This is a genomic window from Chryseobacterium sp. WX, from assembly GCF_029542485.1.
GTDB classification, from domain to species: domain Bacteria; phylum Bacteroidota; class Bacteroidia; order Flavobacteriales; family Weeksellaceae; genus Chryseobacterium; species Chryseobacterium cucumeris.
This window is the reverse complement of record NZ_CP120710.1, coordinates 2868019-2880789: the sequence shown is the minus strand read 5'-3', so window position 1 is coordinate 2880789 and position 12771 is coordinate 2868019. Positions and strand designations below refer to the sequence as shown.

The 12771-nt window shown below is 35.4% G+C and carries 14 protein-coding genes; 9 read left to right on the top strand and 5 right to left on the bottom strand.

What is annotated here, in order from left to right:
* The first annotated feature begins 70 nt into the window (after positions 1 to 70).
* The 8 genes from PZ898_RS12980 (at position 71) to PZ898_RS12945 (ending at position 8599) form a co-directional block, all read left to right on the top strand.
* The gene (locus PZ898_RS12980; protein WP_002976190.1) at positions 71 to 322 is read left to right on the top strand and encodes a type B 50S ribosomal protein L31; all 252 of its coding nucleotides are present in this window, start codon (positions 71 to 73) and stop codon (positions 320 to 322) included.
* A gap of 103 nt (positions 323 to 425) precedes the next feature.
* Positions 426 to 1586 (top strand): GlmU family protein, encoded by a 1161-nt coding sequence (locus tag PZ898_RS12975; RefSeq protein WP_277695605.1) that lies wholly within the window; start codon positions 426 to 428, stop codon positions 1584 to 1586.
* Between the two features lie 99 nt (positions 1587 to 1685).
* On the top strand, positions 1686 to 2195 hold the full coding sequence (locus tag PZ898_RS12970; protein ID WP_002976192.1) for a sigma-70 family RNA polymerase sigma factor: 510 nt from the start codon (positions 1686 to 1688) through the stop codon (positions 2193 to 2195).
* Positions 2170 to 2859 (top strand): hypothetical protein, encoded by a 690-nt coding sequence (locus tag PZ898_RS12965; protein WP_277693503.1) that lies wholly within the window; start codon positions 2170 to 2172, stop codon positions 2857 to 2859. The genes PZ898_RS12970 and PZ898_RS12965 overlap by 26 nt, the downstream gene beginning before the upstream one ends.
* Positions 2860 to 2875: 16 nt before the next feature.
* Positions 2876 to 4162 carry a DUF4252 domain-containing protein gene (locus PZ898_RS12960; RefSeq protein ID WP_228432409.1) on the top strand — a complete coding sequence of 429 codons (1287 nt, stop codon included), beginning with the start codon at positions 2876 to 2878 and terminating at the stop codon, positions 4160 to 4162.
* A 13-nt stretch (positions 4163 to 4175) separates the two neighbouring features.
* Positions 4176 to 4679: a DUF4252 domain-containing protein gene (locus tag PZ898_RS12955; RefSeq protein WP_277693502.1), complete on the top strand. Its 504-nt coding sequence runs from the start codon at positions 4176 to 4178 to the stop codon at positions 4677 to 4679.
* A gap of 242 nt (positions 4680 to 4921) precedes the next feature.
* Complete coding sequence (gene guaB / locus PZ898_RS12950; protein ID WP_120232676.1) at positions 4922 to 6382, top strand: IMP dehydrogenase; 1461 nt, start codon at positions 4922 to 4924, stop codon at positions 6380 to 6382.
* Between the two features lie 348 nt (positions 6383 to 6730).
* Positions 6731 to 8599: a GEVED domain-containing protein gene (locus PZ898_RS12945; protein ID WP_277693501.1), complete on the top strand. Its 1869-nt coding sequence runs from the start codon at positions 6731 to 6733 to the stop codon at positions 8597 to 8599.
* 54 nt (positions 8600 to 8653) lie between these two features.
* Here PZ898_RS12945 and PZ898_RS12940 read toward each other — a convergent pair whose 3' ends face one another.
* The 5 genes from PZ898_RS12940 to ruvC all read right to left on the bottom strand — a co-directional run bounded on the left by PZ898_RS12940 (position 8654) and on the right by ruvC (position 12185).
* Positions 8654 to 8851: a KTSC domain-containing protein gene (locus PZ898_RS12940; protein ID WP_277693500.1), complete on the bottom strand. Its 198-nt coding sequence runs from the start codon at positions 8849 to 8851 to the stop codon at positions 8654 to 8656.
* Between the two features lie 96 nt (positions 8852 to 8947).
* Positions 8948 to 9631 carry a T9SS type A sorting domain-containing protein gene (locus PZ898_RS12935; RefSeq protein ID WP_120232678.1) on the bottom strand — a complete coding sequence of 228 codons (684 nt, stop codon included), beginning with the start codon at positions 9629 to 9631 and terminating at the stop codon, positions 8948 to 8950.
* A 5-nt stretch (positions 9632 to 9636) separates the two neighbouring features.
* Positions 9637 to 10230, bottom strand: coding sequence for a tail fiber protein (locus PZ898_RS12930; RefSeq protein ID WP_062675696.1), 594 nt, complete (start codon positions 10228 to 10230; stop codon positions 9637 to 9639).
* Positions 10231 to 10404: 174 nt separating this feature from the next.
* A complete protein-coding gene (locus tag PZ898_RS12925) occupies positions 10405 to 11475 on the bottom strand; it encodes a DUF4407 domain-containing protein (RefSeq protein WP_062675697.1) in 1071 nt (356 codons plus the stop codon).
* A gap of 155 nt (positions 11476 to 11630) precedes the next feature.
* Complete coding sequence (gene ruvC / locus PZ898_RS12920; protein ID WP_034692903.1) at positions 11631 to 12185, bottom strand: crossover junction endodeoxyribonuclease RuvC; 555 nt, start codon at positions 12183 to 12185, stop codon at positions 11631 to 11633.
* 100 nt (positions 12186 to 12285) lie between these two features.
* On the opposite strand from ruvC, the gene PZ898_RS12915 reads away from it, so the two are divergent.
* Positions 12286 to 12771, top strand: a complete 486-nt coding sequence (locus tag PZ898_RS12915) for a hypothetical protein (protein WP_277693499.1) — start codon at positions 12286 to 12288, stop codon at positions 12769 to 12771.

The window sequence follows — 12771 nt, the reverse complement described above, 5'->3', positions numbered from 1 at the left end:
ACCTAAAATTTAGCAGAGAAATATCCATTACTATTTCGAAAGCAAACTTAATTTTTTTAAAAATAGTATTATGAAAAACGGAATCCACCCAGAAAATTATAGACTTGTTGTTTTCAAAGATATGAGTAACGACGAGGTGTTTCTTTGCAAGTCTACTGCAGAAACAAAAGACACTATTGAGTACGAAGGACAAGAGTATCCTCTAATCAAAATGGAAATCTCTTCAACTTCTCACCCTTTCTACACTGGTAAAGTGAAACTAGTTGACACTGCAGGTAGAGTTGATAAGTTCATGAACAAGTATAAAAAATTCGCTAAGTAATTTTTATACATTAAAAATATTAAAGTCTTCCAATTTTTGGGAGACTTTTTTTATTGTAAATTTGTTGACCTTTAACATAAACCTTAAACTTAAAAACTGAATGATGCAGTTGGTATTTTCAGACGCACAATATTGGGAAGATTTTCTTCCGCTTACTTTTACCCGTCCGGTTGCTGCTATGCGATGCGGAATCCTTACATTTTCTGAAAGATGGCAGAAAATACTTGAAAACACTGAAGTAACTTATTTCACGGAAATATACCTTCAGGATAAATTTAAAAGCCCGGAGGAAAAAGAAAGTCTATTTTTAGTTCCCAATTTCCTTCCTACAGAAACCGTAATTCAACAGATTAAAGATCTTAAGCAGGGAGAAGCCCTGGTTTATGAAGATGAGCTGATTGCTGCTAAAATCAATATGAAAGGGTTTTCTCTGAACCAGATTGAAAAAATGACGGATATTAAGGAAGAACTCGTTTTTTTCAAAAGACCGAAAGATCTTTTTACCTATAACCATCACGCGATTGATTTTGATTTTGAACTGCTTACTAAAGGAAGAACTTCACAGGAATTGTCTTCAACCAATGGTTTCTTAGGCGATAAAAAAGATCTGTTTATTGAAGAAGGAGCTTATGTTGAATTCTCTACCATCAATACAAAAACAGGGAAGATTTACATCGGGAAAAATACTGAGATCATGGAAGGCTGCCATCTTCGCGGGCCAATTGCGCTTTGTGATGATTCCAAATTCAACCTTGGCGCTAAAATTTACGGAGCTACCACCATCGGCCCTCACTGTAAAGTAGGTGGTGAAGTGAATAACATTATTGTCTTCGGATACTCCAGTAAAGGGCATGAGGGTTTTGTAGGAAACTCTGTGATTGGGGAGTGGTGTAATTTCGGAGCGGATACGAATTCTTCTAACATGAAAAATAATTATGGTAGCGTAAAATTCTGGAATTACAGAACAAAATTATTCGAAGATACAGGATTACAGTTTGCAGGTCTGATTATGGGAGATCATTCCAAAACAGCCATCAATACCCAATTGAATACAGGAACGGTAATCGGCGTTGCTTCCAATATCTTCAAACCAGGTTTTCCCCCTAACCTTGTGGAAAACTTTTCATGGGGCGGCTCGAAAGATGATGAAAGATTCAAACTTGATAAAGTATATGAAGTCGCAGAAAGAGCCATGGCGAGAAGAAAAGTGGCTTTAACAGAAGAAGATAAAGCGATTCTGAAACATATTTTTGATACGTATTAATTCAATAAAAATAAAAAACTTCAAATTATTTGAAGTTTTTTTATTTTTGATGTAATAGATAAGTAATAGCAATTGTCTTACCTATAAGAAACAAAACTCATGACCCAAGAAACTTTCAAGAATACGGTGTTTATTCTCAAAGACGAGATGTATCGTTTTGCGAAGCGGTTTGTCATGAGCAGTGATGAAGCAGAAGATGTAGTACAGGATCTCATGATGAAGTTTTGGCAGAAGAGGGATGAGCTTGAGCAATTCGGGAACTTTAAATCCTATGCGCTGAAGTCTGTCCGGAACGAATGCCTGAACAGATTGAAGCATCACGACGTAAAGATCGGCTTTGCGGATATGCAGCTTCACCGCTCGGAGCTTTACAGTATGGAAGTTGATAACCTTAAGGAACATATTGTAGGATTTATCAATCAGCTCCCTGAGAAACAGAAGATGGTCATCCACTTGAAAGATGTAGAAGAGTATGATGTTTCCGAAATTTCTGAAATGCTGGAAATGGAGGAAAATGCAGTAAGGGTAAACCTGATGCGTGCGAGACAAAAAGTAAAAGAACAAATCTCACAACTGATGAGCTATGAAAAAAGATCAATTACAAGATAAATACAACGAAGTCTTCCGGGAAATTAAGGAAGAAAAAATGGACTGGAGTTTTGAAGATTTTCTTCAGACTGCAGAAGGTGCGGAGCCTGAACAGAATATGGCACCTATCATCCCATTAGGCGAAAAAAAGAAACCTTCATTTCCTAAATGGTTCTGGATGGCCGCCAGTGTAATGCTGGTTTTGGGTATCGGCTTATTTATCAATTATAATAATTCCGGTACGGCAGATGCCCTGGACAGAGAAAAACTGGTAAAAGACGAGATCTTAAAACAGAAATCAGGGTTCATTGAAGAAAACAGTGATCATCAGGAACAGGTTGCAGTGAATCATACAGACTCTATTTCCGGTGTGAAAAAAGATTCTGTTTTTCAGGACAACCAGGTGGCAGAAAAAGATGTAATGGATGAGATTCTGCCAAAAAGAGGAAGGCTTAAAAAAGAAAGAAAACCTAGATATGTTGATAATTCTTCCTTCCCAGGTAAAAATGTAAATGATTCTGCAACAGCTTACAATGACTCTTATGTTATTGTAAACGGAAAAAGAATTAGTAGTGAAAAAGAAGCCCTGGATGTTACAAGATACTCCTTTATGAAATTAGGAAACGAGTTTAAAAAAACAGTAGCATCTTCCCAAAAAAATGAAAATCTTGACAGCGAATACTAAAAATCAGCTCAATCTCATGAAAAAAATATTTTTTATAATAGCCATAATGCTAAGCAGTTTTGCAACATCTTCTGCACAGACAGACAAACTGAACAAGCTTTTTCAGGATTTTGAAAAAAATGGAGGAGTAACATCTATCAATATCAAGAAGCCAATGTTCAAACTACTGAATACCATTGATGTTAATGATGCTTATGTAGGAAAGATAAAACCAATTTTGAACGAAGTAGAAGGGTTGAAAATCCTGATCATTCCCAAAATAACATTTCCGGATCGTTTAAAAGATGAAAATCTCGCGAATATAAGAATGAACGAAGAAAAGACGGATCGGGTGAATAAAGCTCTACGATCTCTTAATTTCAATGAACTGATGTCCATGAGCAGTGATGGTACTTCCATGAAGTTCCTTGCCGAAGAAGAAAAAGATAATTATCTGGAAAATCTTGTGTTCAATGTAGATTCCAAAGAAGAGAATATTATTTTTATTCTTAATGGAAAAATGAAACTGTCAGATGTGAACAAAATCATTAATTCCGGCGAAACAATTACTTCTTCTGTGACAAGTACCATGAAAAGCAGCCTTACTTCAGAGAATACATCTTCTTACCTGAATGGAGATAGCAGAAATGTAGGTGAGTTTTCAAAAATAGATGCCAGCGTGGGAGTAAATGTTACCTTCAAGCAGGAAAATAACAGAAGTGTAAAAGTGATTGCCGATGCAGATAAACTTCAATATGTCATCACTAAAGTGGAAAACGGAGTGCTGAAAATATATGTGGATAATAAAGGCGTTCGAAATCTTAGATTTAAAAATCTTAATGTGAACGTTTCGGCTCCTAATCTTCACGGTATAAAAACTTCATCGGGAAGTATTTTTACAGCTGTAGATACTGTTAATGAGAATAGCATGGAGATCGATGCAGAATCAGGTTCTATTATTAAAGGAGCTTTCAATGTAAAACAAGCTGCCGCTGTTACAGTGAGCTCTGGTGCTGTTGTGAATGCAGAACTTATCACAGAGAAGCTGGCTTTGGATACCTCAAGCGGAGCAAGTGTAAACTTATCCGGAGAAGCTGTTTCTGCAGTAATAGAAACGAGTAGCGGTGCTTCGTGTAAAGCCGATGACCTTAAGATTACCACAGCAGTTGCAGAATCTACTTCAGGAGCAAGTCTTTCCTTACTTGTTACAGACAAATTAAAAGTAAGTGTTTCTTCAGGAGCTGATGTAAAACTGAAAGGAAATCCTGAGCTAGATGCCAAAGTGGACAAAATTTCGGGAGGAAGCCTCAGACAAATCAAATAAAAAAAACTAACCTATGAAGACTCTTAAAAACATTTTTCTCGTGATTCTGACAATTGGGCTGATGCAGTCATGTATTGTCTCAGAAAAGCCGAATATAGATTTTTTTCAGAATTCAAAATATGATTTCAAGGGCGTACAGTTTGCAAGTATTAATGTGCCCATGGTTTTAGCTAAATCTTATATTAAGAAAGCCCTTAGAGAAGAAGGAGAAAGTGAAGAGACCATAGATATGGTTAAGAAAGCCTCTAAAATAAAAGTCCTTACTGTAACCAATGGGAGTAAGGAAATGCTAAATGACTATGCTCAGTTTTTGAATAACAATCATTATGAAGAGTGGGCTAGCATAAAACATGATGGAGAAGATATCAACATTAGAGTAAAACAGGACGGAGAGATCATTAAAAATATGCTGATCACTGTAGGTTCCAGCAAGAATGAAATGGTTTTTGTAGATGTAAAAGGAAGTTTTACGGCTAATGATATTTCAAAAATGATTAATTCTGTTGCTGATAAATAATCATATCACCTCAAGAATTCAATCTGGATGAAAATGAAAACCTCATGAAACAGACCTTCAATGTTCATATTTAACATATAAATAAAGTAGTTTCAAACTTATTCAATTATTTTGTACCGTAACCGTTCTGATAAAAGGACGGTTTTTTTGATTTAAGTTATTGATTATTAATTTTTATTTAAACTATCAAAAAGGATTTTCATATCTCACTAAAATAACCTAATTTTGCAAAGAAAGTAAAGATGTCTATTCATAACAAAATTGTAGAGACAGCCATCACTTTCGATGACGTTCTTCTAGTCCCTTCTTATTCAGAAGTTTTACCTAACCAGGTTTCATTAAAATCAAGACTTACCGACAAAATCACGCTGAATGTTCCGATAGTTTCCGCTGCGATGGACACTGTTACTGAAGCTGATCTGGCCATTGCTTTAGCAAGAGTCGGAGGGTTAGGATTTATCCACAAAAACATGACAATCGCTGAGCAGGCAGCTCAGGTAAACCGTGTAAAACGTTCCGAAAACGGAATGATCTCTGATCCGGTTACTTTATCTAAAGATCATACTTTAGGTGAAGCTAAAGATCTTATGTCAAGATATAAGATTTCCGGTCTTCCGGTTGTAGATCCCGATAATGTCCTGATCGGAATTATTACCAACAGAGATGTAAAATATCAGGAAAATCTTGATATGAAAGTAGAAGAGATCATGACCAAAGAAAATCTGATCACTTCAGACAAAAATACCAATCTTGAAAAGGCAAAAGAAATCCTTCTTAAGAACAGAGTTGAAAAACTTCCTATCGTAGATAAAGATAACAAACTTGTAGGTTTAATTACTATCAAGGATATCGATAATCAGTTGGAGTACCCTAATGCCAATAAAGATGAAAATGGTCGTCTTATCGTAGGAGCGGGAGTAGGAGTAGGAGAAGATACATTAACGAGAATTGAGGCTTTAGTACAGGCAGGAGTTGATATTGTAGCAATTGATTCTGCACATGGTCATTCAAAAGGAGTTTTAGATAAAATTTCAGAGATCAGAAAAGCATATCCTAACCTTGATATTGTAGGAGGAAATATTGTGACAGCAGATGCCGCAAAAGATCTTATTGCAGCAGGAGCAAACGTATTGAAAGTAGGAGTAGGCCCAGGATCTATCTGTACAACCAGAGTAGTGGCCGGAGTTGGAGTTCCTCAGTTATCTGCTATCTATAACGTTTATGAATATGCTAAATCTCAAAATGTAGCAGTAATTGGCGACGGAGGTATCAAGCTTTCCGGAGATATTGTAAAAGCTATCGCTAGCGGTGCAGGTGCTGTAATGTTAGGTTCACTTTTAGCAGGTACAGATGAGGCTCCGGGAGAAGAAATTATCTTCCAGGGAAGAAAATTCAAATCTTACCAGGGAATGGGAAGTCTTTCAGCAATGAAGAGAGGTGGTAAAGAAAGATATTTCCAAAGTGAAGCTAAAAAATTCGTTCCGGAAGGAATTGAAGGAAGAGTTCCGCATAAAGGAAAATTGGAAGATGTTATTTTCCAGTTGACAGGAGGTTTAAGAGCCGGAATGGGATACTGTGGTGCAAAAGATATTGAAACCCTTCAAAGGGACTCAAAATTGGTTATGATTACCGGAAGCGGATTGAAAGAATCTCACCCGCATGATGTCATTATCACACAGGAAGCTCCGAATTATTCTTTATAAAATTATAATTGAATTTAAATATGAAAAACCGCACAATTTGTGCGGTTTTTTTATTTTGTGATTCTGTTTTAATGATTTGGTTGATAGGGTGTTGATTTTAAAATGTCTATTTTTTAAATTGTCAATTTGTTTTTATTTTTCTGTGTTTTTTAATTATAATATAAATAAAATTAGTTCTGTTGGGTTTTGTGTTAATTTTATTTTTTAATTTAAATGTAACAATAGTTAGGTTTTTTCTACTAACTGTAATAAAATTTTAAATTTATTGCTTGTTTTAGTTGTGAATATCACGATTAAGGATGTGAAGGTAGTAAATTTGCAAATTGTTTAATTTTTTAAATTAGTGAAATGAAGAAAACTATCCTTTGTGGGGCTTTGTTACTATCCCTTTCAGTATCTGCACAACAAAAAAAAGATTGGTGTGACTTTGATAATGAACAGAGAGTACATCAAAAACAGAATGCGGAAATTGATGAAATGATTCGTAATATCCGTAACAAAGTTATTAGCAGTAATCAAAATACTACAGCTAAAAACGGAAGTGCATACAAAATTGTAAATGGAGTTTACGAAATTCCTGTAGTAGTACACGTAATAGCACCTACTGGTGCTGCTATTGGTTCAGCTTATAATAAGAGTGATGCACAAATTCAGGCTTGGTTGGATCATTGTAATCAAATGTATGCAGGTACTTATCAATGGGCGCAGGGAGTTCCTGCAGATTTTGGTAATGCTGCTACCATGCCGATTAAATTGGTGTTGGCTAAAAGAGACCCTAGCTGTAATGCTACTACGGGGATTATTCGATATAATGGAGGAGTCCTTACTGGATATGATACTTATGGAGTAAAGCGTAACGGAGCCAATGGAGTTACAACAGCACAGGTAAAAACAATTGCTCCTCACTGGCCGGAAGCATCTTACTTCAATATTTATATTATGAATAAAGTAGATGGCGGTGGTACTTATGGTATTATGGGATGGGCAGGATTACCTCAAAATCCTGATTCTTCTTATGAATCCTTTATGAAATCTTTTGTCGTTACATTACAGGATGATATTACTCTGGCACACGAATTTGGACATAGTATGGGATTACTTCATACTTTTGGAAATGTAGACCCGGATGCACCACAAGGAGATACAACTACTAATTTCTGCCCACCAACTACAGGTAACTGTGAGGATGATGATGACCAGGTTTGTGATACAGAAAGATCAAGAAGCTTGCTGAATGATTTTCCGGCACCTACCAATAATGATATGAATTATTGTTCAGGGGTGAACTATCAGGGAGTACAGTATAATATGATGAACTATACAAACCCAACAGCATTTAAGTTTACCAATGGGCAACATGACAGAGCAGCTCTTTATTTCTTCCTGATGAAAGGAGGGCTAAGTACTTCATTAGGAGCAACAGCTCCTTCTGCAGGATCGGCTATTGGAACTCCTATTGCAGCTACATGTAATCCAACAGGTATTACAACACCAAGTAATTATTTTGTAGGACCAACTTTAGTAAAACTGGGAAATATCAATAATGCATCAACAGGATATTGGCAGAGTGCTGCTAATTTCTATGAAGATTATACAGGAGCTAGCTGCTTAAGAGCAACATCAACTGAGCTTTCTGCTACTGGAACTCATAATCTTCAGGTGAATGTATCAGATTCATATAATGATGTAAGAGTATGGATTGATTATAATAATAACGGAACATTTGAAGCTTCTGAACTTGTAGGTTCGGCTGATAATATTATTGCAGATCCTGTTACTTTAATTGGTACTTACAGTACTACGATTACAGCTCCGGCTTCAGTAGTATTGAATACTCCTCTAAGAATGAGAGTCCTTGTAGATGATGAGAATGCTAACATGGCTCCTTGTGGACAATTAAAATACGGACAGGTTGAAGATTATACAGTAAAATTTGTTACCAACCTAGGAACAAGTGAAGTGAAAGCTGATAATGGTGATTTAACAGTTTATCCAAACCCGGTAGCAACCGGAGATAAGATCTTCATTAAAGCTAAAAATGGTAAGAATCTGAAAGTTTCTATTTCTGATATGTCAGGAAGACTGGTATCAAGTCCATCTTTATCTGAAGAAGGAAATGGTGTTTTCAAAGTAGACCAGCAATTAGAAAAAGGAGTTTACATGATTCAGGTTTCTAATGGAAAAGACAGTAAGTCTTCAAAGTTGATTATCAAATAAAATGATTATCATTTAAAATATATATAAATGTCTCCATTGTAATGGAGACATTTTTTATTCAATTTTTATATACTTAAATTTGGGCTTAATAACTTTGTTAAGAAATTGTCCCTTAGATTTTGCCTTTCCAAACTTTTCTATAATAGTAGAAGGTACTTTAAAATAGTCATAAACAGCCCCCGACTGATATATAATTCTCAATATTTCAGTTTCTTGGAAATAAATGAAATGATTTACGACACTTGAAGGCATACTGTATTTTATGCAAAAAACATTCCTTATCTTAAAATAAAAAGCTTCCGAAGATCCCGAAAGCTTTAATAATTGATTATTTAAAAAAACAGTACCTTATTTTTTTACAAATTTAAATTGATGCGTCTGAAAATTTCGGGTATTTATTTTCAGTACATATCCTCCGGGAGCGAGTTGTGAAACATCAATCTTAGAATCAAACATTTCAGACTTTACTAGACGTCCGTCAATAGTGTAAATCTGGATTGACGTTCCGTCGTCGATACCTCTAATACTGATGAGATCAGTCACAGGATTAGGGAAGATCTGAATTTTATTTTTAGTAAGCTCCGAAGTTCCTAATGTTGTGGTTTGCACATCACCGGTCATGGTAGAATTTCCTGCAGTAAGATTTCCATTGCAAAGCCCGGTTGTAAATGCCGTATTTTCAACCCAGGTTCCAATGTTGTTACCAGGAGGAAAAGAGACTGAATTATTTCCCGTTGAATTGTAATAAACAAGTTTAGGATTTGTAAATGTACCATATCCCTCATCAGCAAGAAATTCCCATCTTGTAAGAGTGTTGTTCCATTGTATTTTAAATTCGCAGGTTCCCAGGCCGCTGCATGGCTCTCCGTCAACAGGAGTCGTTACATAGATGCTTTTGTTATTGGTGTCAACCCCGGTTTTATTAAAAATAAAAGTTTGATCATCAAACAGATTAATGCATCCTTTAAAAGTTATAGTCTGCGCAAAAGCTGTGCTTCCTGCTATCAGGCATAATAAGTAAAGAATTTTCATAGTTATTAATTTTGTGATGGGAAAACTCCAGCTAATGCAATAATACATTTCAAGGTAATAAATGGAGGTCTGTTTTCATGAGGTTGGCTTCCTCCTGTATTTCCTACCATTGTGTTTTTCATTACAGTGTTAGCAGCTGTATCGGAATATTCTTTATCGAGCCCTTTTGTGTCAGCAGGTAAATTATTTGTTGGAGTACTTTGGTTTCCTTCTGCCGTTACGGCATTTACAGTATGATTGTGAGCTGGCATTTGTGTTATCAATAGTGTTACACTTTCAGCTCCTCCGGTTTCTCCCATGGTGTATGTGGTAGGACTTCCTGGAGCTTGTCCGTTATGAACAAGTACCCTTCCTCTCATATCTGGTAAGGCAAATGTGGTTGTCCCATTTCCTCCATAAGTGGTTCCTAACAATGAAAAAAGTGCTTGATTTTGAGCGATGGGCAGAAGCTGCCCATTACATTCTGCCCAGTATTTTGGAGCAAAATTATAAGGTACAAAGGCTATTTGCCCTAAAAATGGTTCTGATGCCTGTGCTTTTAGAGCAGGAGCAAAGGCACTGCCTATCAGCAGTGTACATGCAAAAATTAAGTTTTTCATGATAGCAAGAATTTTAAGTAATATAAAATTAAAAAATATTTTACATAAAACACTTAATTAAAAGAAAAACCTTTCGTTATATAACAAAAGGTTAGATTTTATTTATTGAAAAATGGTTTATTATAGATTTTTTCTCTAATGTTTAAGGTTGGATGATGGGAATAAGTTATCATTTTAATTTTTCAGATTATCCTTAAAATCATCAATTCTGAAATCAGTCAGAGCATTTCCTTTTTCAATTTTCTCTTTAGAATACAACCTGAAATCATTTTCTGTTTTTTCTAAAAGATAATCATAGGGCCCTACGTGAGAGATTAATTTTACCAGAACCGGAGAAATCTCAAGACAGATAAACAATCCCATGATAAAAGCGGCTGCAAGTCCAATGATCGCAGAATTTTTACCAAGCTCATCCAATGCCTGAAGTCTTGCTGCAAAACCATTGAATTTATCTTCAAAAGTTTCTGTAGATTTTCTTTCTGTTTCCAGATTAGTGTATACCTTGGAAATTTCTTTATCCAGATATTCCAGTCTGGGAGCAGCCTGTTTCTGATAGTTTTCAAGGTCCAATCGGCGTTGTTCCTTTAATTGTTGCTTACGTTTGGCATTGGGGCCATAACCTTCTTTTCCACTGGTTAATCCCGATTGTTTACCCAGGATTTCCTTCTCAAGCTCTACAGAAGCAGAGTCATATGACTGCTGATACTGAGCAATTTTTCCTGAAATTTGTTGCTTTTCTGTTTCAAAAGGACCGCTTTGTTGAAGAATCCTACCATTCATTTCACCCTGTAACTGCTTTTTATTTCTTTGAATAATGGTATTTAACTGTTTGTTCACCTCCTTTTCAAAAATTTTAAGTTCTAAAGGTTTAGAAATGATAATTCCCAGAAAGGTTGCAAGAATGAGGCGTGGAATAGACATCAGAATCTGATTCCACCATGTTCCTGTTTTTTTGATGGAAGAAACAATATAACGGTCAAGATTGAAAATCATTAGTCCCCACAGAATTCCAAATCCTATAGAAGCCCAAAGATTATCAAAAACCGTATACATAGCATAGCCTGCAGATAAAGTGGCAAATACTGCAGTGAAAAGGACAATACCTCCGATGCCGGAAAACTTATTCCATTCACTCGGAGTCTTTCTTAAAATATGGATGTTCCCGCCTGAACATACCATCAGAAACTTTTGGAACCAGTTTATTTTATGAGTCCCTTGATTTATAGTTTGTTGGTTTGTTTTCATAACTGAAAATTTATACAAAGGTAGTACTAAAAATCATACCAATGTAAAAGATAGTATTATGTTTTACCAAGTAATTATGTGTGTTTGTATAAAATTCTGTTTTTGAGGATGTTAATTTTTTTAATTTTGAAAATTTGCAAAATGAAGATGAAAAACTATTTCAATCTATCAGGATTCTGCTTTAAGAAACTCTCCCATCCGGAATATGATTTGGTATCTGCTATCGTTCCGGAATTAAAATGATGACATACTGCTACAGCAAGACCATCAGAAGCATCTAAATATTTTGTAGGAAATTCTTTTAATTTAAGAAGATTTTGAAGCATACCTGCTACCTGTTCCTTACTGGCATTACCATTTCCGGTGATAGCCATTTTGATTTTTTTTGGAGAATATTCCGTAATAGGGATGTTTCTGTAAAGACTGGCAGCCATGGCAACACCCTGAGCACGTCCAAGCTTCAGCATACTCTGTACATTTTTTCCATAGAAGGGAGCTTCAAGAGCGACTTCATCAGGATGAAACTCGTCAATAAGAGACAGGGTTCTTTCAAAAATGTACTTAAGCTTGGTTTCGTGATTGGGATATTTTTTTAAGATCAGTTCATGAATAGAGACCATCTCCATTTTTCCTTTTTTTACGGAGATAATACCAAATCCCATTACCGTTGTTCCCGGGTCAATTCCTAAAATTATTTTCTCTGAAATCATTGCGTCAAAGATATGACTTTCTATGTTTTAAGTGTAAAAAAGTATTGATAATGATTTCCATTTTTATTTAAAACTTTAGTAACTTTAAACAAAAATGATTATGAAAAATGTATTTAATGTACTTATTGTTCCTGCTTTTTTGTTATGCAGCTTTCAGAAGGAAAGTAGTTTAATTCAAAGTAAGGATTCAGAAATCGTTACAACAAAGAGCGACCGGATTATTTATCTGTTTTTCAAGGCGGATAAAGATTACTCAGGAAATACAAAAATTACACTTCAGAGTACTAAAATTGCAGACGGCAGACTAAAACATGTACCCTCTTTTGATAGAGATGATGTTCGTAAGGGTGATCTTGTGATCATATTAATAGGGTCTGATGGAAAAGAAGTAGTTAAACAGCTTGTGAAAGATCCTTTTAATCCTGAACTGGAGGTATATGAAAAAGAAGGAATTTCCAGACATAAAGCTTCCCTTCAAAATACGGAATTCAGTGCCCGGTTTTCTTATTCTGAAAACGTAAAGTCAGTAAAGATTGAAAAAGCAACTGATGATGGGGTACAAGTATTATTCACACAAAAACTATAA

Coding starts and splice junctions, on each gene's coding strand:
- PZ898_RS12980 (WP_002976190.1), top strand. CDS start 71: ATGAAAAACGGAATCCACCCAGAAAATTATAGACTTGTTGTTTTCAAA.
- PZ898_RS12970 (WP_002976192.1), top strand. CDS start 1,686: ATGACCCAAGAAACTTTCAAGAATACGGTGTTTATTCTCAAAGACGAG.
- PZ898_RS12965 (WP_277693503.1), top strand. CDS start 2,170: ATGAAAAAAGATCAATTACAAGATAAATACAACGAAGTCTTCCGGGAA.
- PZ898_RS12915 (WP_277693499.1), top strand. CDS start 12,286: ATGAAAAATGTATTTAATGTACTTATTGTTCCTGCTTTTTTGTTATGC.
- PZ898_RS12960 (WP_228432409.1), top strand. CDS start 2,876: ATGAAAAAAATATTTTTTATAATAGCCATAATGCTAAGCAGTTTTGCA.
- PZ898_RS12930 (WP_062675696.1), bottom strand. CDS start 10,230: ATGAAAAACTTAATTTTTGCATGTACACTGCTGATAGGCAGTGCCTTT.
- ruvC (WP_034692903.1), bottom strand. CDS start 12,185: ATGATTTCAGAGAAAATAATTTTAGGAATTGACCCGGGAACAACGGTA.
- PZ898_RS12935 (WP_120232678.1), bottom strand. CDS start 9,631: ATGAAAATTCTTTACTTATTATGCCTGATAGCAGGAAGCACAGCTTTT.
- PZ898_RS12940 (WP_277693500.1), bottom strand. CDS start 8,851: ATGCCTTCAAGTGTCGTAAATCATTTCATTTATTTCCAAGAAACTGAA.
- guaB (WP_120232676.1), top strand. CDS start 4,922: ATGTCTATTCATAACAAAATTGTAGAGACAGCCATCACTTTCGATGAC.
- PZ898_RS12955 (WP_277693502.1), top strand. CDS start 4,176: ATGAAGACTCTTAAAAACATTTTTCTCGTGATTCTGACAATTGGGCTG.
- PZ898_RS12975 (WP_277695605.1), top strand. CDS start 426: ATGCAGTTGGTATTTTCAGACGCACAATATTGGGAAGATTTTCTTCCG.
- PZ898_RS12925 (WP_062675697.1), bottom strand. CDS start 11,475: ATGAAAACAAACCAACAAACTATAAATCAAGGGACTCATAAAATAAAC.
- PZ898_RS12945 (WP_277693501.1), top strand. CDS start 6,731: ATGAAGAAAACTATCCTTTGTGGGGCTTTGTTACTATCCCTTTCAGTA.